The following is a 24,436-nucleotide window of genomic DNA, read 5'->3' as shown; positions in this document are numbered from 1 at the left end:
TCGGGAAATTTGATTTGTCCGTAAGCGAACAATTTTGTTCGTGAAATTCCGGAAAATCACTCCAAAACGGCCTAAATTGTCATTTTTAGCGACTTTTATCTGGCACAAGGATGGCTTTTTTGATGGGTGAATTGAGATTTGAGAATCAAGACACAAGAAGCAGGAAACAAGAGCCGCGACCGTGGACTATGGACGCCCTTCGACATCGCTTAGGGACCGTCCTTCGACTTCGCTCGGCAACCCAATAACTCAATAACCATTAACCAATAACTCAATAACTCAGTAACCAATAACCACTAACCAATCTCTCCCGTGTTCAAAAACTACCTCACCATCGCTTGGCGAAACCTCTGGAAGAATAAGGGGTTTTCTTTAATCAATATCTCCGGCTTGACTGTTGGGATGGCCGGTGCGATCATGATTTTGATGTGGATACATTTTGAGACTAGTTTCGACCAGTTTCACAGCAAAAGAGATCGACTTTTTGAGGTCTGGAACCAGGCGGAATTCAATGGACAATTGAACACTTGGAGCTATACTCCCAAGCCGCTTGGGCCGATATTGGGTAGCGAATATCCAGAAGTTGCAGCCTTCAGCCGATACCAATTCCCCTATGGAATGTTGGTGGCTTATGGCGATAAGAGACTGATGCAGGAATTGACCGTGGTAGATCCCGGGTTTTTTACCATGTTCGATTTTCCATTGAAAAAAGGAGATCCTGCGACGGTTTTCTCCAATCCAGAATCCGTGGTTATGACAGAAGATGCTGCAAGGCGGCTTTTTGGCGAGGAAGATCCAATTGGAAAAGAAGTATTGTTTGACAACCAAGTGTCGCTTTTGGTATCCGGTGTTTTGGCAGATTTGCCGGCAAATACAGATTTCAAATTTGACGTGGCGGTACCTTGGGCGCTCTACAAGCAGCTTGGCTACGAAGATGAATTTTGGGGCAACAACAGCGTCAAGACCTACATCGAACTGCATCCGGAAGTCAGTCTCGAGACCGCCGCAGCGAATATCCGTGGCGTGACCAAGAAGTATTCGGATGAGGAAAATGACCTGATTCTGCATCCTGTTACCAAAATGCACCTTTACAATCATTATGAAAACGGTGTCTTGGCCGAAGGAAAAATGCAATTGGTGAAACAGTTTTTTTGGATCGCGATCCTCATTTTACTGATCGCTTGCATCAATTTCATGAACCTCAGTACTGCACGAAGTGAAAAACGGGCCAAGGAAGTGGGTATTCGAAAGTTATCAGGCGCGGGCAGGGAAAAGTTGATCTTCCAGTTTATCGGGGAGTCGATGGTGGTGGCCGTCATTGCGGCGGCTTTCGCGCTCGTAATTGTCGAAATATTGATACCCTATTTCAATAGCCTCATGGGGACTTCGCTCGCATTGCCATTTGCGAACCCGGGCTTTTGGATTTTGTTGTTTGGATTTGTGATCTTGACTGGATTGACTGCAGGTTCCTATCCGGCGTTTTTTCTCTCTGCCTTTGTCCCGGCAAAGGTGCTAAAGGGCAAAGCAACTTCGCCCAGATCAGCTTTTTCCCTAAGAAAAGTGTTGGTCGTGACCCAGTTTGCCTTTGCGGTTATTCTGATTGCCGCAACTTTGGTAATCAAATCCCAGATTGATTATGGTCAAAACCGCAATGCAGGGTACGATCGGGACCAATTGGTGTACCATATCTTAACGGAAGACCTGTCCAGGAATTATGAGACTTTCCGAAATGAGTTGCTAAGCTCTGGTGCGGCCATATCCGTTTCCCGCACGATGTCTCCGATGTCTTCTACTTGGAGCAATACCTGGGGTATGTCTTGGCCCGGCAAGGATCCCAACCAAACAATTACCATCGAACGCTTCAGTTCCGATGCGGATTTGGTCAAGACAGCGGGCCTTAGCTTAGTTTCTGGACGTGACATCGACATTTTCCAACATGCTTCGGATTCAAACGCAGTCCTCCTCAACCAAACCGCAGTTGAAGTTATGGGTTTTGAAGAACCATTGGGCCAGGTAATTCAGGACAATGGGTCTGACTGGCTTGTCGTCGGTGTTGTTGAAGATTTTATCTTGAATTCACCTTTTGATAAAGTAAATCCCTTGGTGATTTTTGGCCCGGGCAGCTGGTACAATGTACTGCATGTGCGTCTAAATCCCGCCAACGCCGTCTCGGACAACCTGACAACGATGGAGGGTTTGTTTGGAAAGTTCAATCCAAATTTCCCATTTCAATACACTTTTGTTGATCAGGAATATGCCGCAAAATTCCGGACCGAGGAGCGGGTGGGAGCATTGACGCTTTGGTTTTCCGGTTTGGCAATCTTCATTTCGTGTCTTGGATTGTTCGGATTGGCAGCATTTATGGCCGAGCAGCGGATGAAGGAAATCAGCGTCAGGAAGGTTTTGGGGGCTTCTTCTTCTCGGGTAGTGGCATTATTGACGTCCGATTTTGTAAAGCTCGTGCTTATTGCCCTGCTGATCGCAATCCCGATTTCTTGGTATTTCATGAGTGAATGGCTCAAGGACTTCAACTATCGTATCGAATTGGATGTTTGGATATTCCTCCTTGTTGCAGTTATAACCTTGCTCATAGCCATACTGACTGTGAGTTCACAAGCGCTGAAAGCAGCCTGGTCCAATCCGGTGGATGCGTTGAAGGGGGAGTAAACGAAAGATACGAGACAGAAAATTTGAAATATGAGGCACTAGAAATCAGATCCAAGATACAAGAGCCTCAGCCATGGACTATCACCCCCGTCGACTTCGCTTAGTGATGAAATAACCCAATAACATAATTACCATTAACTAACAATCTTTCCCTCCCATGTTCAAAAACTATTTCCTTGTCGCCTGGCGGAACATGCTCCGCAACAAACTCCGGATGGCGATCCATTTATTGGGATTGGCCATGGGCCTTTCCATCTGCTTTTTGATCTTCAACGTCGTCTGGTTTGCAAACAGCTTTGACAAATTCCACCCTGATTCGGAGCGGATTTTCCGTATCAACACCTTGACCGCTTATGAAGGAGGCGAATCCTATCCCAACTCCGGTACTCCGGGGCCTTTGGGGGAGACGATCCAAGATGAGATTCCCGGGATTGAAACGAAAGGTAGGCTGTATACGCTTTGGGGGACATTGGTCGTCGACCCTTCCGAAAACAAAGTGTTTGGGAGGAGCAATGAAGTTACCTTTTCGGATGGGGGCTATTTTGAAATTTTTCCAAGGAAATGGCTGGCGGGCAATCCCAAAACAGCCTTGGAAAATCCCTCTGCTGCGGTGATCTCACAGGCAAGTTTGGAGAAATATTTTCCGGGGACGCGTCCACAGGATGTCCTTGGCAAAGAACTGATGTGGGTGGATGCAGACACCGTCACTGCCCAAATCACAGGCGTAGTGGAGGATTTTTCGGAAAACACCGACTTCATCTTTACCGATTTCATTTCCTTTTCCACGATCAAGCACCTGCAAAAAGAGAACTGGTACGGCTTGGACAGTTGGGGAAATGTGAATTCAAGTAGCCAGCTTTTTGTAAAGGCAGTACCCGGTAAATCCGCCAAGGACTTTGATTCCGAATTTGAATCTTTGGTCAAAAAATACTATGAAAACAATGAAGGCAACAGTACCAATTTCTCCGCGGAGCCCTTGGCCGAGTTTCATTTCAACCAAAACTACAACGATACGACGGTTTCTAAGGTCTATCTCAAAGGCCTCATATACATCGCCGGTTTGATTTTGCTCCTAGCTTGCCTCAATTTTATCAACCTTGAAACCGCCCAAGCCATCAGTAGGGCTAAGGAAGTGGGCATTCGGAAGACCTTGGGAGGCAATCGCGGCCAATTGATTTTCCAGTTCTTGGCAGAGACCTTCTTGATCGTCTTGATGGCCGCGGTGCTCTCGGTATTCTTGGCAGAATTGGTCGCTAAACTGTTCATGGACTACTTGCCGACTGGTTTTGTCCTGAAGCTGTTTAACTGGCCAAATCTGCTCTTTTTTGTGGTCATCGTAATGGTCTTGACTGTTGTGTCTGGACTTTATCCGGGATTTATCCTTGCCAATTATCAGCCACAGCGGGCGTTGAAGGGAGAAAAAATTTCCAACAGAGGTTTTTCGATGGGGGTATTTTTGAGAAAAAACCTGACCGTACTGCAGTTTACAGCTTCCATTGCCTTCATCATACTGGTCGGGGTGTTGGGTGCCCAAATGAAATATATCAGCAATCAACCCCTCGGTTTTGAAAAGGATGCGGTCATGTATGCAAACCTCCCTTTTATGTCTGGCGAGGACAAGATGAACTTGCTTAGGGATAGGCTTGCACAGGAGAGTTTTGTGGTGGGCGTAAGCCTTTCGGGCAGTTTGGTGTCGTCGACAAGCCTGTGGACCTCCGATGTGAGGGTTCCCAAAGACACGACCCAAATGGAGTTCTTCACCCAAGTTATGAATGCGGATTCAGCATTTACGGGTGTAAATGGCGTCAAGCTCTTGGCAGGACGCCGACCTTCGAATCAGGTAGACGAGATCCTTGTCAACAAAAGGTTCCTTAGGGATGCCGGTGTAGATACTCCGGATGAAATATTGGGAGTAGTTGCCACTTTTGGCAGAGAGCCACGTACCATCGTGGGTGTGGTGGATGACTTCCATTCCCGCTCGTTCAGGGAGGAAATCCGTCCGCTCCTGATAACCTATAATCCCGCATATTTTCAAAGCATCAATGTGAAGGTGCAGGGAGGCCAAAACCTCTCCTTTGCCAAATCTAAGTTGGAGGAAGCTTACAGGAGTATTTACCCCTACGAGACCGAGGAGTTTCATTTCTTGGAAGCAGAAATAGAGAAATTTTACCAAGATGACCTCAAGATTCAACGTGTTCTTTCCTTTGCCTCGGCCATGGCGGTTCTTATCTCCATGTTGGGATTGTTTGGGCTTTCGTCATTTACCATCGCCCAAAAACTCAAGGAAATCAGCATCAGAAAGGTGCTGGGCGCAAGCATCGCCCAGATCCTCGGTATGATTTCCAAGGAATACCTGGTACTTGTAGGAGTTTCATTTGTCCTTGCCTGCATTCCTGCCTACTATTTTGGCAGGGATTGGTTGAACGATTTCCAGTACCGCATCGCGATGCCCTACAGTCAGTTTGTATTTGCAGGTGGAATCGTGCTGCTCATTTGCCTGATGGTAGTGGGCCTGCACAGCTATGCGGCGGCAACAACCAACCCAGCTAAGATATTGAAGGATGAGTGACAGAGGGGAGTTGTGATCGTGGAAATTTTATAAGCGGACGAGGGAATTTGGTTTTATTTTCCAAATTTTCTCCTCGGCTTGGAAGCTGTTTCCAGCTTAATTGTGATAAAATTCCTTTCAAAACATGCAGTCACCTCCTTTCCACCTTCGTGCAAAATCCCTTTTATTCGGCCTACTGCTTTGTATGCAGGGTTTTTTCCTCCAGGCCCAAGAGATGAGTTTTGAGGAGTACAATCCGCCATCCACCTTGGTGGTACCTCAAAATCCTATGAAACGGGCCAAGTTTCCCTTTATTGATATCCACAGCCACCAATGGAACGTGTCCCAAGAAACAGTCAACCGCTTGGTTCGGGAAATGGACGAGATCAATATGGCTGTCATGGTTAACCTCAGCGGAAGGGGAAGAGGAGCAACTGGTGATATTGACGGGCAGGAATATATGTTCTCGATGATCCGGCGCTTCAATGGCGTGGCGCCTGGAAGATTCATCGTCTTTACCAACCTTTCTTTTAGGGAATTTGGTTCAGCAGGCTGGATCGAAAAGGCAGTTGCGGATTTGGAGAAAGACGTGCAAAATGGTGCCAATGGATTGAAAATCTACAAGAGTCTGGGACTTTCCACCAAGGATATTCACGGAAATAGGGTGCCTATCGACCATCCCGATTTGGATCCTGTTTGGAAAAAGTGCGGAGAATTGGGTATACCAGTGATCATCCATGCTGCGGATCCAGCACCTTTTTGGCAACCTATGGATGCCAACAATGAGCGTTGGCTGGAATTGAAACTCAATCCCGGACGGAAGCGAAGTGATACCGACCCTGCTCCCTTTTCCCAGATTATCGCAGAACAGCATCATGTGTTCCGAAAACACCCAAAGACCACCTTCATCAACGCACATATGGGTTGGATGGCCAACGACTTAGACAAGGCAAGCGCCCATTTGGACCAATATCCAAACGTCTACTTTGGCATCGGTGCAGTTATTGCAGAGTTTGGTAGGCAACCCAAGCGAGCTAGGAAATTTTTCATCGACTATCAAGACAGGATCCTTTTTGCCAAAGATGCCTACGTAAAGGAGGAGTTCTATACTTACTTTCGGGTCCTCGAAACTGAGGACGAGTATTTTCCATATTATAAAAAATACCACGCGTTTTGGGCCATGTATGGTCTTGGGTTACCCGATGACGTCCTTAAAAAAGTCTATTACAAAAATGCGATCAAAATCATTCCCAATATTGATAGGAGCAGATTTCCGGATTGAAAATTGGGTCCCCATTATCGTAAAAAATTTGGCCAAGTTTTGGAAAATGAGTTTACCGGAACTTGGCCAAATTTCTTTTATAAGACAAACTATTGCAACTTAAACCTTATCGGCACACGCATCCGCACCTTGACGGGTCGGCCGCGTTGGTAGCCCGGCTTCCAGATCGGCGCATTTTCTATCACCCGGATTGCTTCCTCGTCACAGCCGCCACCGATTCCCCGGAGCAATTGTACATTGGATATCTCACCGGATTTTTCGACCACGAAGGATACATATACCGTTCCCTCAATGCCCATTCTTCTTGCCGTAGAGGGGTACTTCAGATTTTTGGATAGGTAATCGTTCCATTCGCTCATTCCACCCACCGGTTCGGGCATCACCTCCGAAAAATCGACCACTTCTTCAGCAATTTCGATAACTGGCGGACCCTCTAGGATAGTTGGTTCTGGAAGGTCTTCTACCTCGGGCTGGAAAATTACCTCTGGCAACTTGTCCACCAAAACATCGTCTTCAATGGGCGTGATGATGGGAGCAATGATCTTAGGTGGAGGTGGATCTTGGATAGTGATCGGGATGTCAATGGGGATTTCGTCCCAACCAGGAATGTCACCTATTGTTAGATGGTTTTCGCTACCTCTGGCTTGCTTCCATTCGAATGCAAGGAGTACCATTGCTACGCTAAGCATCAAGCTGAAATTGAAAAAAAAGCCGCGCCTTTTTTCCAGATCAAGTCCGGGATTTTTTTTGGTTTCCATGGCTGTATTTATTTCGGTAGAAAAAATTAGGTAATTTAAACTAACAAAACAACCAGTAGACGAAAAAATTAGAATATTTTAACAAAAAGAAAGGGGAGAAAAAATCTCCCCTTTGTACGGTTAACCGAGTTTGAATCGGATTGGCAATCTCATACGAACCCTTACAGGTCTACCTCTTTGTTTACCAGGAGTCCATTTGGGTGCTCCGGACACAACCCTGAGTGCTTCCTCGTCGCAGCCTCCTCCGATACCTCTAAGGAGTTCTACGTCTTGGATAGAACCGTCAGTGTTCACAACGAATACCACGTAAACGGTTCCTTCTACACCCATCCTTCTCGCTTGGGTTGGATATTTGAGGTTTTTCCTCAAGTACTCGTTCCAAGCTTCCATTCCACCTGGGAATTCGGGAGAGTTTTCAACCACGTCAAAGATTTCATCCGCTTTTTCAACTACAGGCGCGTCAGCGATAATAACCTCTTTGATCACAGTCTCTTCCTTCACGTCCACGTCAAAATTTACTTCGATTTTTTCCTCGAGCTCGACTTCATCCGGAATTTCTTGGATTACAGGTTGTTCAATTGGTGGTGGTGGCGGTGGTGGTTGTTCGGTAATTGGAATATCCAATAGTTCTTCGAAGTCATCGGCAACTTGACCCAAGTCTTTCAGACTACCATCATCGTATGATTTGTATTCGAAAGCAGCAAGGGTTAATCCGACGCTGATGGCTAAACCGAGGTTCAGAAACATCCCAGATTTCTTGGACAAATCTGCACTTGGCGTCTTTTTAGCTTCCATGGTTGATTGTTTATTAGGTTAATTTTTCTTTTCGACTCTATACAGGATAACAATTATAACCAAGTATTTTATTTATTACAAGAACAGAATCACTCTTGTATAAATTTAACAATAAGATTGGCCAAATAACTGTACCGTTGGCAACCGTAATGTGATTATTAACGATTAACCCCAACTAACGGACCACTATTTCTTGATTTTTTTGAGTGCGATCGTTGAGGTTAGATCAGGCACCCACTAACTCCCCGTACGACTCTGCATCGAGCAAATCAGCTGGTAGGTCACCGGCCACTTTAACCTTGATCATCCAACCTTTCTCGTAGGGGGATTCATTTACCAATTCGGGAGAGGATTCCAACTCGTCGTTGAACTCGATGATTTCACCCGTCAGTGGCATAAACAAATCAGACACGGTCTTAACAGCCTCTACCGTGCCAAATACTTCTCCAGCTTCGATTGTTTCTCCCACCGTTTCTACCTCTACATATACAATATCTCCCAATTCCCGCTGTGCAAATTCGGTAATTCCGATGGTGGCGGTATCGCCTTCTATCCTTACCCATTCATGGTCTTTGGTATACTTAAGTTCTTTTGGGAAATCCATAGTTGATTTTAAATTAAGGTGGTCAAAAATACAAGGATTAAGCAAATGTAAAAACCTATTGTGCTAAATTAAATCGAAGTTGTCCACCAAAGGCAGTCGAACTCCGTCTGAAGGCTGTGGTGACCCTTGGGTCGTTGATGATTCGGTCAAAATAGAAGGTAATGTTTAGGCTTTTGCTGATGATGTAGCCAATCGTCGGCCTGATTGAGATATTGAGGTTACCGTTGGTCACAGTGCTTTCCCCTTCAATCTTCCGTTGTATTTGCCGTGTATCCACCACGCGGGTATTGATCCTGATTTGAAGGTCATTTTCGAGTATTTCCTGCCTCCCTTGGATTTTGAAAGGAATTTTTACGCCAGCTTTGGTATAACCTAGGTCAAATCCGAAATCCCTGCTCGTTTGTTCCGTGACTTGTGCATTGGAGAAATTGAGGCCGATGTTTCGCTCAGAATTGTATTCCATGACAATGTTGAGCCTGTCTTTGGTCAGCATGTCCACTCTTACCAATGGGGCAAACCGCTCTGACAGTACGACCTGGTTGAGCACAAATACAGGAATGTACTGCCCAAATTCGTTGACAAGGCCTGCCTGGGGAAGATTTTGTATCCGGTTGTACAACTCCAACCCAGTCTGATAAAGCAAGGAATTTGAGAAATTGCTTACATCATAGGTGGAGGTGTAGCCATGGGTGATGTTGATACTGGAGAAATATTCCTTCAGGGCAGGAATTTGGCTGAGGCCCTTGTAGTCCAAACGCCAGTTAGGAAGCGGGATCTTTGGAAAAGGATTGAGTGAAATGGTATTGGGGTCCCTGCCGCCATAGGCCGACAAAAACGACAGTGTCAAAACGTCTTGGCCGTTGAGCGCATATTCGCCTCCGGGGTTTTGCGCATTGAGGCGATCCTGGATAATGCTTCGATTTTGCTCAAAATCCGTGAATAACGGAGAATTGTTGTTTTGGTCGTTTCTTGCCAATGTGGTACGGATCATCGAATATGTGATACTGTATCCACTCATCCTATTGGGGCTCAGCGGCCTAAACTCCCCTGGATTGGAACTTGAGTTTCTGAATATCTCGGTATAGTCCCCTGTTTCCCTTTTCTTCGCCTCAAAGGTTATTCTGAAATCACGAAACGGTTCTACCAAGCTGTTGATTTGCAGGTTTCGGGTCGAGTTTTGGCGGAAAAGTTGGGTAAGCTCGCTGCTCGGTGCCATCAAGCCTTGATTTGCCAAGTCAAATCGGATATTGGGGTCTTGGCTACCGAAGATGAATCCAAATCCAGGATTCATGAAGCTCCGGTCAAGGCCCAATATCCCCGTTTCGGCCATATAGCCTGGCAAAAACGTCCCTTCCACAACCGAATAACGGAAATTCACATCTTTGATCATGGTCAGGAGCTTGACGATATTCCTTGTGAAAGGCGTGCCAATGGTATCCTCTGCGGAAACGGAAGTCCTGCCGGGAATCGTTGGTCTTTTCGGAGCATTCAGAGCGCGGTATTTTGCATTCTTGTTGTAGAGCTTGACGAAATCAAGTTTACCGACGAAGGATTGGTCGCGTGTATTTTGGATGACGTTACCCAAAGTATCCCGTTGCCCAATCGCTCCAGTTAGCCAACCGTAGGTTGCCGAATACCGATAATCCACCCCAATCCAATCAAAGGCAGCGACTTTGTCGAGCGGGATCTTATAGTTGAGGTTGGCGTTATGGCTGTAGTTGGTGGTACGGCCAAAACTTCTGATGTTATTGCGGAGGGAATCCCGCTTGGATTCAGTATCGATGTCTCCCTCGGGTTCGTCTACCACCGCCATCACTCTTGCCGCATAGTCCACACGGAGGTTTTTGGTCAAATCCCAGTTGAGGTTATAGGTCCGATTGATAAAGAAGCTTTTTTGGAAGAAAGGGTCCACACCATCCGTCGTCAGTTGGTCGTTGCGGTATTGGGTCCTAATAAATCGCCTGTCCACATCGACCCTTGCAGAGAAGCTGGTGGGCACAAAATTGAAATTGATGTCGTTGATCAGTTTGAATTTTTCCCCTCCGAGCCAAGAAACGTTCTTAAATGGTTCTAATACCATAGGCTTCGGTTGGTACACGTAGGCGATGTTACCAAGATAAGTATCGAACCGATAGCTTTCCGTATTGATATTGCTCTGTCGGACCGTACCATGTGCATAGGAAAACGAGAAATTACTCAGGTCGTAGACCTTGTTCTTGTCATTATTGGGGTTCTTGTTTTTCCTTACGTTGGTGAAGCCGATGTTCCTGCGCCGCATTTGATCGACCACTTGGCTGCGATAGAAATCCCGATCATTTTCGTTGGCGAATTTCCGCAAGGTTTCAGAGAAAAGTACATCGGGATTCAGCGGATCGTATTGGGGGTTGATAGTCGCATTTTCGAAGCTGATGTACATCGGGATAGTCATGTTCAAGCCCTCGGGAAGGATCTTGTGGACATTGACATTGGCGGAGACATCATATTGCGTCGCCGACGAAAGTGTCCTTTGGGAAAGCCTTGTCTCCAGTCCACCAAATCCAAAAGAATTGTGCCTGACCGAAGTGGATACGGTCGCGACGTCCGCGATCTGTGCATTGAATCTGGCATTGGCAGCCCATCCGGTCGACTCCTTGAAACCTGTGACCCGCAATTCGTTTGCCCAAATGCAGATCGATTTGGCGGCGGCATTTGCGACAGCGGGATTCCGCACGCCTATTAACATTGCCTGCACGAGGTTCAATTCAGGACGACCCACTACTGTCACTTTGTACTGTCTGATATTTTGTGAAAAAGCAAGGTTCAGGGGCACTCGTTGCATATCCCGCTCAACTTTTACCCCGACGATTTCTTGGATGGCGATGTCGATTTCATTTTCCTGTGGCCAAATCTGAAGCGGATCCCTTGTGCCTTTCGGGGTGATTTTCAGTGGTACTTCAATCTCGTAATAGTTGTCTGTGTAGTCCGTGCCAAGTCTTAAGAATGCTGTCAATTCTCCGTCCTGCGCATCTTCGCTATCGGCATGTAGGAACATTCTGATGCGTTCATACTGTACAAGATCTAGTGAATTGGCATTTTTGAAAACACCTCTTGCATCAAGTGCTTGCAAGTCCTCAACGCAGAGACGGATGGACTGTTCGTTGAGTTGGCGCTCGATGGAAGCCAAGTTGTCGCGGTCCCTGACGATGCCTGGAGGGAGTACATAGGGACTTTGGGTAGCACTTCCCTGGCCGTTTTCCTCGATATTGACGACATCGACACTGAAGTTGGAGTTGTCCGGTTCTGGAATTTCAAAAAGTCCACGTCCGAAAAGTGATTCTTGGAAGATACGCCACTGGCTCGATACCAACCTGAAGTGAGCCATCCGTAATACAACGGGCTGCTCAAAATCAGTCAGGTAGGCACGCATAAACCGGATTGACTTAAATCCATTGATTTCACCCTGAACCCTATTTGGAGTCCTGACCGGAATCCTGAAGAGGTACCAATCCACTTGGTCACCGCTTTGGCTCGTCGTGACTTTGTCGACGATGTAGTTTTTCCCGACTTCCATCTGACCCGGTCTCAGGTCAATCTCATACTCGTAGTAGGCTTCCAGTTCATTCAGGGTATTGTCATTGTTGAGGTCCTCGTTGTCGGGCAGGTTGGTACTTGCAGGGGTGAAGTTTAGGTTGGTATTGTTAGTGATTGGCGTATTGCCGTCCATGCCGTTGAACTTCTTGTAGCGTTCGAGGATTTTGACGTCGTTGTTGTCAAAGTTCTCATCGAGGTAGTATTGGAAGTTATCGGCAGAGGGGTCTGCAATAATGTTTTGCAAAGCCGGTGGACTCACATTAAGCCGATCTATAAAACGCTGCTGGAAGAATTCGGCTTCATTGTCGTTGCGAAGACCATCCATCCCCACATCTTGGTTTACCCGCGATTCGGGAGAATTATCAAAAGCGGGAATCAAGAACTGTTGCCGTGTGATACGCCCCCATTCGGTGGTATTTGTCTCAGCGGGATCTCCATTGGCAGGAAGGCCATTTTCAAACCCATGGCGTCCATCCTTGATTACATCCTCGGAAATCTCGCCGAGGTTGAAAAATAGCTTACCACCAGTTATATTGTTTTGGTTGAAAATACCGTCCAACACACGGCCATTCTCCCCTTGGATAAATGGATCCAAAAGCCAAAACTCCATGTATTCGATATTTGTCCGGTCAAAGTCCACCTCGGTCGTGATCGGTCTCGTTACAGCACCGAAATTTACGCGAGGATCGGGCAATAGACCGCTGGTGGTCAGATTGGTGTTGTAGTTGTACATTCCCCGTTCGCTTGGGAAATAGGCAAGTTCAAATAGTGGTTCTGGGACCACGATGACATCCCGTTCACGGCGTTGGAAAATTTCCTGTGGCAATACCCTTCTAACGTAGTGGTTCAGTCGGTCCTGCTGTGTGATGTTGGTGGGAACGCCAGTGCCTCCGTCCCGGTAGAACACGTTGTCTATATTGTACCAAGCAATCCTCGCGCGGCGGTAGGCATTTCCAAGATTGTCTCCCGTAAGTCCGCTCAGGTCAAATCGATTGTTGTCGGTTTTTGGGGTAGCACCGAGGTACCAACTCTGGGCTGCAGCTCCGCCCAAATAGTAGGGTGTGATGGCCGTTTCAAAGTCGTCGAGGTAAACCGTGGGGTCTCCCGTTACCCGCACCGATGTGCCCGGAAGCAGTTGGGCAAATTCACCGCTGACTTGGACGAGGGATTTTTCCTTGGTACTTGTAAACGGCAAGGCGTCAGCAAGTTTGGTCAAGAACCGGGACTCGTCATTGAAATTTGCATCCAAGCCCCACATACTGTTGCGCAATGTCTCATTTCCAACCGCGATACGGGTGATATTGGGCCTTTCGTTGAGATAAAGGAAGGTACCGCCCACGTTGAATTTGTCGTTGAGGATGTAGTCGAGCCTTGTTCCCAACATACTTCGTGTCTGAAAGGAAACAAGGTCTGCTTTTTCAAAACTGATGGAAATCCTTTTGCCAGATTGGAGGATCCCTTCGTTGATGATATTTACTCGACCAAAGTTGTAATCAACAGTGAAGTCAACACCCTCTGTTAACGGGATATTTCCTGCCATCACGATTACCGATCCCGGAGAAACGTTCAAGCCAGGAAGCATAATCTCGGAGGCTGACCCCGCGGTCAAGCGTCCTTTGATAAAGAACTTGTCGTAACGCGTCACCAATTCGGCATCTGCAAGTGTAGTCCGGTAAAGGGTATCAAAAACGTATTTATTTGCGAGGTTGACTTCGTTGGGAAGAAACAAATCTCTCAGTGTCTTTCCAAAAGGCTCCAGCACGGGAAATACCAATAACCCGCGCTCGGGGAAAATGGTGATTCCAGGGATATAATCGAAGTTGCCATCAGGTGCCGGGTCATTTTGTGGGTTGAGGTTGTCCAGACCCGTCAAACGAATCAACGGCCTGTTCGCCACGTTTTCGCCTTCCAAAAGAGCAGGATTATCCAATCCCGTTCGGTCATCCCGATAGATCACCTGCAACTGGAAACCGTCCCGCTGGATTTGGCTGGCGTTCAGGTTGTAGACGTTTTTCATCATCAGGTCCCATGTTGGGATACGGATGTTGATACGGGCTGGCCTGAGCATCTTGAGAAAGATCATATCGCTCAGCGGGTTGTTTTGGTAGTCTTCGGAAAGTTCACCAACCTTATAAACCTGTCCGTTGTAGGTGTATTCGAACGATACAGCCAAGACCTCGTCGTTTTGCAGCCTTCTTGACAAAGAGAGATATCCGAGTTCGCGATTGAATGTGTATTCTGTTGGAGCGAGTCTTCGCGCTCCATTCACTTGTTCATAATCGATCCCTTTGGATAGCCCCAGATTGGCCTCTATAGCGCTAGATCCTGTATCAAATGGTCTGAATGCGGGGTTTGCGATTAGATTTTTGAACAAAAGGTTGGCGTCATTGCCGGCTGGAGCTCCTGGCGTTCCTGACCCGATGTTTGGATTTTCTGGACGATAAATCCGATTTCCCTCTCCCAAGTCCATAAAGGCCACGAGGTTACGGAGTGTCTCGGTATTCTGGGCGCGGTTCATGATGTAAACTTCCACCCGCGTGATATTCACACCAGAAAGGATTTGTGGCAAACCCCGAAGCCAGCGTTCGTAATTTTCCCTGAAGAAGTGTGAGAGGAAAAAGTGTCTGTTTTCGTCGTAGGCCGATCCTTGGACTTCAAACTGCCGTCCCTGGCCTCCAGCCTCTATGACCAATTCATCCCTGCGGCCCCGTTGCGTAGAAGCTACCGCAGTGACAAAAAGCTTCCCGAATTGCAGTTGGGTTTTTACACCAAACAAGTTTTGGGCACCTTGGATCAGGCTGTTTTGTACAGGCATGCTGACGTTTCCAAGCTCGATCGACTTGATGATGTCTTCTTTGAATCCGGTGTATTCTGCCTTCAATTGGTTTTGAAAGTCAAAGGAATTGTTGGAGTCAAAGTTGGCCCCAATCTTCAGTTTTTGACCCAAAGTACCATTGACGGACATTTGGATTTGCTGGTTGAAGTTGAAGTTGCCATTTTGCTGTTGACGAATCGGGATCGAGGGATTATCGATCCTGCGGAAGATCGCACCAAGGTCAAGGTTTACAAAACCAGTCGGGGTGATGTTGATTTCATTCCCTCCAAAGATTCGGTCCAAACTCGGGCTTGTCGTGATTGGCGGTATGAGCGAGCGGCTACTGACGGGGCTTTCTCCGTCGAGGCCCCGAGATCGATTGCGCCAATATTCTTGCCTAATACGGTATTCTTGGATTTTGGAGAAATCATCGAAATCATACAACATCCCCGGATCGATTTCCGTGGAGTCCATTTGTTCCTGCACCCGATATTTGAGTACCGAGTCCATTTCCACTCGGATGTTGGACTGTAGTGGGGTTGGACTGTAGAAGGGAGAGTAACTCGGAATGTAGGGGTTTTGCCGTGGATAGAGCGGATTGGTATTGAGGTCACCCCAAAGCAAGAAGGAAGGGAGAGCCCTACGCTTATTCAGGGAGTCAATGGGAGAAACCTTGGTGGTGTCTGATGCTACCTTGACAGTATCTATCGCCGCCCTTACGGAGTCTCTGCCAGTTTGTTGAGCCTGTAATTTTGGAGATGAAAAAGCAAAAAGGAGGCATACCAGAATACCAAGAGTATTCCAAAAGCATCTCATGTCATTTTTTCTGGAAAAATGCAGGTACAAAAGTAAAATTGGTTTGTAATGATTAAGGGTTCTTTAAAGATGCTTTAATTAATTCTTCCAAGGAAATATCCGGACCGGTTTTTTTCAGCACTGTGGCTATGTTTTTTTCGGCCACAGGCCTTTGGAAACCCAATGTCAGCAAGGCTTGTAACGCCTCCTCTTTGATTTTATTGTTAGGCGAAGCAAAGGCAGGAATCTGCGCCCCGACCTCACCGAAGGATTCTTTTTTGATTTTGTCTTTCAATTCCAGGATGATCCTTTGGGCGGTTTTTGCACCCACACCCTTTACATTCTGGATAAGCCGGGCGTCTTCGTGAAGGATGGCTGTTTCCAATTCAGCCGAACTAAGCGACGAAAGGATCAGCAGCGCCGTATTGGGCCCCACACCGGATATGGAAATCAGGTGGAGGAATAGTTTTTTTTCATTTTCTTCCTTGAATCCATACAAGGTATGTGCATCCTCCTTGATATGTAAATAAGTGAGGAGCATGATTAGCTCCTCATCTTTGATTTGTGAATATGTCTGAAGGGAAATTTTGACCTGATACCCAACTCCCGCTATATCGATAATGACGAATGTTGGGTCTTTATGGGCTAATTTTCCTTTAAGGTAAGCGATCATGTCCTATTCTTGGTTTGCGCGTCTACTACAGCTATAGCCACCATGTTGATGATTTCGCGGATCGAGCTGCCAAGTTGTAATATATGCACAGGTTTATTCATTCCCAAGAGGACCGGCCCAATGGCTTCCGCATTTCCCAGTTCGGACAAGAGTTTGTAAGCGATGTTGCCGGAGCTCAGGTCAGGGAAAATTAAAGTGTTTGCTTTGTTTCCAATTAGCGAACTGAATGGGTAAGTTTCCTTTTGCAGCTCCTCGTTGACAGCAACGTTGGCCTGCATTTCACCTTCGATGACCATGTTGGGGAATCGCTGCTTTGCCAAAGCAGTGGCTTTGGCGGTTTTGGAGGCGATTTCGCCCTTGGCCGATCCAAAGTTGGAGTAGGAGAGCATAGCAACTTTTGGTTCGATGTCAAAGAATCTTACGCCGTCTGCGGTTAGGCCGACGATTTCCACCAATTCCTCTGCTGTTGGATTTACATTGACAGTGGTGTCCGAAAAGAAGAAAGGACCTTTTGCGGTATTCATGATGTACATACCGGCACACGGTTGACATCTGGACGAACTCCGATGACGTGAAGGGCAGGGAGGATCGTTTTTGGATAATCCTTGGTCAAACCCGAGATCAATGCATCTGCTTGCCCCAATTCTACCATCATCGCACCATAGTAGTTTCGGTCCTTCATGAGTCGGATACATTCACTTTGGGTTAGGCCCTTACGTTTTCTTTTTTCATATAGGATATTCCCAAAGTGTTCGAGTTTGGCCTCGTCTTCATAGGGGTCAATGATCATCACTCCAGATAGATCTAGGTTATGTTCTTCGATCAATTGGTCGATTTTCTCCTTGTTTCCGAGCAAAATGGGGACGGCGACTTTTTCGCCCCAAAGCAATTGGGCTGCCTTTAGGATTTTGGAATTGTCCGCTTCAGCAAAAACCACCCGTTTCGGATCTTTTTTGGCGCGGCTTACGACACGGAGCATTAGCCGTTGGTCGATTCCAATTCGCTGCTGGAGTTCAAGGTTGTAGGCTTCCCAATCAGTGATTACAGTTTTGGCAACTCCCGATTCCATAGCAGCCTTTGCGACAGCTGGCGCGATCGTGGTGATCAATCTTGGATCCAATGGCTTTGGGATCAAATAGGTTTTGCCGAAGGTGATCTTATTGTCACCGTAGGCCCGGTTGACAATGTCCGGAACGGTTTCTTTTGCCAATGCCGCAATTGCTTTGGCGGCGGCCATTTTCATTTCTTCATTGATGCTGGTCGCACGTACATCCAAGGCGCCGCGAAATATGTAGGGAAATCCCAAAACGTTGTTGACCTGGTTGGGATAGTCAGATCGTCCTGTTGCCATGATCAAGTCCTCCCTCGTCGACATGGCGAGGTCGTAGGCGATTTCGGGGTCTGGATTTGCCAGTGCAAATACTATTGGGTTCTCCGCCATACTGAGAATTTGCTCTGGCGTCACAATATTTCCCGAGGACAAGCCCAAAAACACATCTGCTCCCACAAATGCCTCAGTCAGTGTATGGAGGTCTTGGTCTGTTGCAAATTCTTCCTTGATGGGATCCAGTTTTTCACGGTCTTTCCTGATGACACCTTCCCTGTCGCACATGACGATATTTTTTGGGTTCACACCGAGGCTGATATAGAACCTCGTACAGGAAACAGCAGATGCGCCCGCACCATTGACCAAGAGCTTGATATCGCCGATATTCTTTCCGACGACCTCCAATGCATTGATCAAAGCCGCACCGGAAATGATCGCCGTGCCGTGCTGGTCGTCATGCATGATGGGGATTTTCATTTCCCGTTTGAGCGTCTGTTCGATTTCGAAGCATTCGGGGGCTTTGATGTCCTCGAGATTCACCCCGCCAAAAGTAGGCTCGAGTGATTTGATGATATGGATGAGTTTTTTGGGGTCATCTTCCGCGATTTCGATATCGAATACATCAATACCCGCAAACTTTTTAAACAAAACGCCTTTACCTTCCATCACGGGCTTGGATGCCTCTGGTCCGATATTCCCCAAACCCAAAACAGCCGTTCCGTTTGAGATTACGGCTACCAGGTTTCCCTTGGAAGTGTATTTGTAGACATTCTCTTTGTCAGCTTCGATTTCCTTGCAGGGCTCGGCTACACCCGGGGAATAGGCCAAAGCCAAATCAAGTTGGCTTGACAAAGGTTTGGTGGGTACAACTTCGATCTTTCCAGGACTGCCTTGGGTATGGTAGTTCAGGGCGTCTTGTCTTCTGATTTTGATAGCCATATTGGGTTTTTGTTTTCTCTTACTGATTATTGTGCCTTTGTCTCAGGGGCGACAAGCTGGGTGGCGAGTAATATGGTCTCTATCTCACGGATGGATTCCCGGTGGGCTTCATTTGGATAGTATACAAATCCTTCCATGTAGTACAACTTTCCTTTTTCGGCATCTACCATGATATAGGCGAGGAATGAGCCACCCATACTTAGGTTGTTGGTTTTCCACCCACCCCTGATTTCGACGGCGAAATTATCATTAATCCTGAAATTCGTGAACACCGGCGAAGGATCAAGTCGCTCGGTAATCAAAAAAGAATTCCTGTTGTCAGGATTACCGTAAATGTGTTGTCTCGTGATTCGCTCCCTTAGCGCAATGATGGAATCCGGAAAGGTCTGAAGTTCAGAAGTATAATCGGTACTGTAAAAGAACAGGCTAATATCGGGCCGAGCGGTACTAATGGTAGGCTGTCTGAGCCATAAAAAATTATCAGCGGATTTTGCGATTTGGTAGGAGGCTGGCACGCTAAGCTGCAGGCCTAGCTGTTGTCCTGCCATATTGGCTTCAGAGCTTTTTCTTGCCAGAATCACCTTTTGCATCCTGTTTCTCTCCCGAACCTGAAAGAGGTTTTGGAGCTGTCTTTTGTTTTCTTTTAAATTTTGAATAAGCTCGGCCTCGTTGTTTCCAAAAAGGTATATCACCTCTTGGTCTAGCGCAAATTCGTCGGAATTTCTCAACATAAAAAGGCTTGGGTCCGCTGCGGCTTTTTCCTTTGATTCCTTGGTAAACATTGCATTGATTACCTGACTACCGCCCTTTTTATCGTCGAACGTGGTGACATAGATGATATTAGTGGACATTTTGAGGACTTTGTTCATGGCGCGCGGATCTACCTTTCGCAGGTCATAGAAATTCTCATCCCGAATCAGTCCAGGAATACTACCTTCGAAAACATCCCTAACCGCCTGTCCCACGGGACCCTGCCATTTGATAGAATCGACCGCGACAACAATTTCGCCGATCGCACCCCTTGATTTTGGCTTGTTGGATGAAGTGCCAAAGCCTCCTTCTGCGTCACATCCATACAACAGAACAAGGGCCAAAATGAGAGACCAAAGAGGGGAAATAATGCTACTATTTTTCATGGTTAACTTATTTCCCCACAAGTTAGGAATTCTGGACAGGTAGAAAAAATTTTTCCTAACAAAATAGTTAACTTATTTTTAATTTCTGCCCTGGTTTGATTTGATCGGACTGGAGATTGTTCAATTTCTTTAGTTGGTCAACGGTAACCCCATTTAGTTTCTTGGAGATTAGCCACAAAGTATCCCCGGGTTGTACGGTATAGGATTCGGGTGCTGGACCAGCATTGCCTGAATTCTGCGCCAGGGTATTTTCGAAATTCGCTTGGTTTTTATAAATAACAAGTTTTTGTCCCACCCGGATATTGTTGCTTCTCAGGTTATTCCAAGTCTTTAACTTAGTGACAGTGGTACCATTTCGAGTCGCGATAGTCCCTAATACATCCCCTGATTTCACAGTGTAAATCACCTTTTGCTGCTGTCCCGCACTGCTGTTCGTGGTACTTGATGCGACGGCAACGGACTTAATAGGCGTTGCAGTTGAATTACTTGCTCTCAATGCATCTGAACGTTCGCTAGTCAATTTGACCGCCTCTGCATATTGCTCTTTATTTGCAGCAATCAGTTCCGCTTTTTCCTTTGGCACACGAATGGCCATATGCAGATTTGTGGCAGGTACCAGCCTGTTTTGTATGGAGGGGTTCAAGAATTCGAGATCTTCTACGCATACGCCTGCAACTGTGGCCAATTGTTCCAGATCAAGTTCTTGGTTGAATTTTATTTTTTCAAAAGCAATAGGGTAGGTTGGCTGTTCCAAGAAAAGGTTATGGTCTTCGGTATGTCGCAGCACGTACATCATGGCTTGGAATTGGGGGACATAGCTTCGCGTTTCTTTTGGCAAATAGTCATAGACACCCCAAAAAGTCTTTTTACCTCCGGATCGTTTGATCGCCTTACGGACATTGCCCGGTCCGCAATTGTATGCCGCCAGGGCCAATTCCCAATCACCAAACATCCTATAGAGCGATTTGAGATAACGGGCAGCCCCTTCTGTAGCCAGTTCCGGATCCATTCGGTCATCAACGTCCCGATTTAGGTTCATGCTGTACATCCTTCCTGTTGCAGGCATAAACTGCCACAAACCCATGGCGCCGACCCTTGATTTGGCCTTTGGATTGAGGCCCGATTCGATGATTGCGAGAAACTTGATGTCTTCGGGCATCTCGTGATCTGTGAGGGTCTCTTCAAAGAGCGGAAAATAGAGATTCTGTCTTTGGAGCACCATTTTGGTGTATTCCCGATTCCGCACGGTGAAATAGTTAATGAACGCAAAGATTTTTTCATTGAGTTCAAAAGGCATGTCCGTTTCCATTGCCTTGATTTTTGCCGCCACTTCCTGGTAAGTGAAATCAGGGATGTACTCGAATTGATAATTCGGCACGATCATTTGCTCCTCAATCTTTGCGTTGCTAAGCCTGTCAAAATCTTGGGCTTTTACGGAAGTTGAAAATAAGAAGCTGAAAAAGAGGGCGGTGATTAAGAGGTGAGATAGATTTTTCATAGCCTAAAATTTAGGATTAATTTGAATTTAACTCCATCAGATAATTGCCGAAAGCATAGAGTTCGGCTTCTTTGAAAGAATTGGCCATGACCTGAATACCGATTGGAAGTCCTTGATTATCAGTCCCGTTTGGCAGTGAAAGGGCGGGCACTCCTGACACTGAAGCTTGGACTGTGAAGAGGTCTTCCAAATACATGGCGACCGGGTCATTGCTATGCTCTCCGAACTTAAACGCTGTGGAGGGCGTAGTTGGCATCAAAATGTAATCAAATTTATTCAATAATTCCTCAGTAAATTCTTTAATTAATCTTCTGACCCTCTGAGCTTTGGTAAAATAGGCATCGTGGTAGCTCGCACTGAGCACAAAAGTCCCCAACATAATCCGCCTTTTCACTTCTTCGCCGAATCCTTCCGTACGTGTCTTTTTGTACATGCTTTCCAGATTATGGGCATTGGGGCTCCTATATCCGTACTTGACGCCATCGTACCTGGAGAGGTTTGAACTTGCTTCCGCTGTTGTTAAAATGTAGTAGGTTGGCAATACATATTTCAACAAAGGAAAATGCACTTCTTCCACCTGGTGTCCCTCTTGTTTCAGCTTGTCGATAACCGCGAGGGTGTTGGCTTTGATTTCAGGTTGGAGTGCCGCCGACTCGATGGTTTCGGTTAGGTAAGCCACTTTTGCCCTTTTCCCAAAATGCAGGAGTTCGGAATAATGGGGCACGGGTTTCCTGGAAGCGGTGCTGTCAAAATTGTCGGGACCTGCAATGACTTCCATTACGAGTGCACTATCCCGAACATTTCTAGAAAATATGCCGATCGTGTCAAATGAAGACGCGTATGCGATCAATCCCCACCTCGATACGCGGGAATAGGTAGGCTTAGTTCCAACCAACCCCGTAAACGCAGCTGGTTGCCTAACCGAACCTCCGGTGTCCGTACCTAGAGATACGGTGCACATATTCGCCTGAACGGCGACCGCAGATCCTCCCGAGGAGCCGCCTGGTACACGTGATTCGTCGGCGGCGTTTAGAACCCTTCCGTGACAAGTGTTTTCATTGGAACTACCCATTCCAAACTCATCACAGTTCAGGCGCCCGATGATGATGGCGTCTTCGTCGATGAGTCTTTGGATGGCTGTTGCGGTGAATTGGGATTTGAAGCCTTTGAGGATGTTGCTGGATGCGTTGAACTCATGGTCTTTGTAGACCAAAACATCTTTGATGCCGACGACCATTCCTGCGAGCTTGCCGGCCTTGCCGGAGCTGATTTTCTCGTCTACTTTGGCGGCTTGATCCAAAGCGGAATCCCTATAAACTTCAACGAAGGCGTTGAGGTGCGCCTTCGTCTGAATCTTTTGGAGGTAATAATTGACTATCGCCTTACAATCGGTTTCCCCATTTTCCAGCGACTTTTTTATGTCGTCAAATGAAAGGTATTTTTCCAAAATTATTGAACCTTATTGGTACTCAAACTTTCTTCTTTTTGTCCTTCAGGCCTTCCTCGAGATCATCCTGAATCTCTTTGGTAGCATCTTTGAATTCTCTGATGCCTCTGCCCAATCCTCTGGCCAGTTCAGGGATTCTTTTGGCTCCGAAAAGCAGAAGAATCACGACGATGATCAGAAGGATCGATCCTCCGCCCATGTTTTGCAAGAAACCCAATGTTGTCATGATGGTATTGTTTAAATGGTATACTGTTACAAAGATAAAACTGTCAGCATCTAACACAAAGGAAAGATGCCCGGCTGTACTCTTTTTTTATAAAGATACGAATTATTTGTTTTAGCGTCCTGCTAGCCAGAATGATGGGTCCAAAGGTTGCAGTCCTTTCCAGGTTTCGAAGTGGACTTCGGCTATTCCATCCTTGTTGGTGTACACTTGGCCAAGGACTTGTTTTGCCTTTACTTTGTCGCCTGTCTTCACGGAAATCACCTTTAGTTTGCTGTAGAGTGTGTAATACTCTCCGTGTTTTACCAAGATCGTGCCTCCATATCCGGGCAATGTTCCGATCTTGGTGACCTCACCATCGAACACGGCCCTGACATTGGCGTTTGGAGTGGTTTGGATGTCGACTCCGTCGTTGTCTTCGACAACCCCCTTTACGGTCGGATGCGGGTGCGTACCAAATCGCTTGCTGATAAATCCACTTTCGACCGGCCATGGGAGTTTACCCTTGTTTCCTGCAAATGAACTGGAAAGCGCAGCCGCTTCGGGTGTGAGCGGAATACTGCTTCCTGATGCACGACTGGCATTGGAATTGGCTTTTTTGGCGTCGGCTTCAGCTTTGCGGATTTCCTCCTCGATGATTCGTTTGATCATTGCGTTGAGGTTTTCCTGCTGTTTTTTCGCGGCGGCAATTTTTTTGCGGATTTCCGATTCTTGCTTTGAAAGCTGGTTGACGATCTGCTGTTGTTCCTGCTTGGACTTGTCGAGTTTTTGCTTCTGCTCCTGCTCCTGCGCGAGGACTTCTTGTTTTTGGTTCTTCTTGTCCTCGAGCATTTTCTTTTGTTCAGCCAACTCCATACTGGTGCTGTTGATCAGTTCTACCTGCTTTTTGCGTGCGTCAGAATATTGTTTCAAATATTTTAGCCGCATGTAAAACTGCTTGAACGTGGCCGAACTGAAGATAAATGCTGTGATCGAAAGGTTTGCATTCAGCTTGGAAGCTGTGTAAACCATCCCGCTGTATTCCTTTTTGAGTGTCTGGAGGTCATTTTCAAGCTGGGTAATATTGGCTTCAATTTCCTTGATTTCCTTGTTGATCAGGGTAACTTCTCTGCTGAGTGTCCGAATAAATGAAACGCGACTCTGCAGCTGTTTATTGACCGCATTCAGCTGCCCGATGGACACTTTCTTCGTTTCAGCGGTTTTTTTCAAAATTTGGTCAAATTCCGACAGCCGTTTCTGGACCTCATTTTTTTCCTTTTCAAGCTGTGCCCTGGTTTTCTGTGTTTGGGCAAAGACTTCCCCTCCAAGTCCAAAACTCAGCGCCGTAATCAGAAATATGACGAACAATCTTGCTCTCAT

Annotated in this window: 13 protein-coding genes and 1 pseudogene; 3 read left to right on the top strand and 11 right to left on the bottom strand. The window is 46.7% G+C overall.

What is annotated here, in order from left to right; translation table 11 throughout:
- Positions 1–312: 312 nt before the first annotated feature.
- The 3 genes from C943_RS06385 (at position 313) to C943_RS06375 (ending at position 6,497) form a co-directional block, all read left to right on the top strand.
- Positions 313–2,667, top strand: coding sequence for an ABC transporter permease (locus C943_RS06385; protein ID WP_008625534.1), 2,355 nt, complete (start codon positions 313–315; stop codon positions 2,665–2,667).
- A gap of 157 nt (positions 2,668–2,824) precedes the next feature.
- Positions 2,825–5,236, top strand: a complete 2,412-nt coding sequence (locus tag C943_RS06380) for an ABC transporter permease (RefSeq protein ID WP_008625532.1) — start codon at positions 2,825–2,827, stop codon at positions 5,234–5,236.
- 124 nt (positions 5,237–5,360) lie between these two features.
- Positions 5,361–6,497 (top strand): amidohydrolase family protein, encoded by a 1,137-nt coding sequence (locus C943_RS06375; protein ID WP_211208867.1) that lies wholly within the window; start codon positions 5,361–5,363, stop codon positions 6,495–6,497.
- Between the two features lie 89 nt (positions 6,498–6,586).
- Here the strand turns inward: C943_RS06375 and C943_RS06370 are convergent, their stop codons facing one another.
- The 11 genes and pseudogenes from C943_RS06370 to C943_RS06320 all read right to left on the bottom strand — a co-directional run bounded on the left by C943_RS06370 (position 6,587) and on the right by C943_RS06320 (position 24,436).
- A complete protein-coding gene (locus C943_RS06370) occupies positions 6,587–7,255 on the bottom strand; it encodes an energy transducer TonB (RefSeq protein WP_008625526.1) in 669 nt (222 codons plus the stop codon).
- A 120-nt stretch (positions 7,256–7,375) separates the two neighbouring features.
- The gene (locus C943_RS06365; RefSeq protein ID WP_040479306.1) at positions 7,376–8,050 is read right to left on the bottom strand and encodes an energy transducer TonB; all 675 of its coding nucleotides are present in this window, start codon (positions 8,048–8,050) and stop codon (positions 7,376–7,378) included.
- Between the two features lie 226 nt (positions 8,051–8,276).
- Positions 8,277–8,654, bottom strand: coding sequence for a glycine cleavage system protein GcvH (gene gcvH, locus C943_RS06360; RefSeq protein WP_008625506.1), 378 nt, complete (start codon positions 8,652–8,654; stop codon positions 8,277–8,279).
- A gap of 55 nt (positions 8,655–8,709) precedes the next feature.
- Positions 8,710–15,855: a T9SS outer membrane translocon Sov/SprA gene (sov, locus tag C943_RS06355; protein WP_040479400.1), complete on the bottom strand. Its 7,146-nt coding sequence runs from the start codon at positions 15,853–15,855 to the stop codon at positions 8,710–8,712.
- A gap of 52 nt (positions 15,856–15,907) precedes the next feature.
- The gene (gene ruvA / locus C943_RS06350; RefSeq protein ID WP_008625487.1) at positions 15,908–16,507 is read right to left on the bottom strand and encodes a Holliday junction branch migration protein RuvA; all 600 of its coding nucleotides are present in this window, start codon (positions 16,505–16,507) and stop codon (positions 15,908–15,910) included.
- Positions 16,504–18,773 (bottom strand): annotated as a pseudogene (locus C943_RS06345) (NADP-dependent malic enzyme). The gene ruvA and the pseudogene C943_RS06345 overlap by 4 nt, the downstream one beginning before the upstream one ends.
- Positions 18,774–18,799: 26 nt before the next feature.
- Complete coding sequence (locus tag C943_RS06340; RefSeq protein WP_008625486.1) at positions 18,800–19,909, bottom strand: DUF4837 family protein; 1,110 nt, start codon at positions 19,907–19,909, stop codon at positions 18,800–18,802.
- 67 nt (positions 19,910–19,976) lie between these two features.
- Positions 19,977–21,407 carry a lytic transglycosylase domain-containing protein gene (locus tag C943_RS06335; RefSeq protein ID WP_008625485.1) on the bottom strand — a complete coding sequence of 477 codons (1,431 nt, stop codon included), beginning with the start codon at positions 21,405–21,407 and terminating at the stop codon, positions 19,977–19,979.
- 16 nt (positions 21,408–21,423) lie between these two features.
- Entirely contained in the window at positions 21,424–22,854 is a 1,431-nt protein-coding gene (gatA, locus tag C943_RS06330) for an Asp-tRNA(Asn)/Glu-tRNA(Gln) amidotransferase subunit GatA (protein ID WP_008625484.1), read from the bottom strand.
- A gap of 22 nt (positions 22,855–22,876) precedes the next feature.
- Complete coding sequence (gene tatA / locus C943_RS06325; RefSeq protein ID WP_008625483.1) at positions 22,877–23,080, bottom strand: twin-arginine translocase TatA/TatE family subunit; 204 nt, start codon at positions 23,078–23,080, stop codon at positions 22,877–22,879.
- 111 nt (positions 23,081–23,191) lie between these two features.
- The gene (locus C943_RS06320; RefSeq protein WP_040479303.1) at positions 23,192–24,436 is read right to left on the bottom strand and encodes a murein hydrolase activator EnvC family protein; all 1,245 of its coding nucleotides are present in this window, start codon (positions 24,434–24,436) and stop codon (positions 23,192–23,194) included.

This window comes from Mariniradius saccharolyticus AK6 (assembly GCF_000330725.2).
GTDB classification, from domain to species: domain Bacteria; phylum Bacteroidota; class Bacteroidia; order Cytophagales; family Cyclobacteriaceae; genus Mariniradius; species Mariniradius saccharolyticus.
Note: the sequence above shows the minus strand (reverse complement) of the source record. Positions and strands in the feature narration are given on the sequence as shown.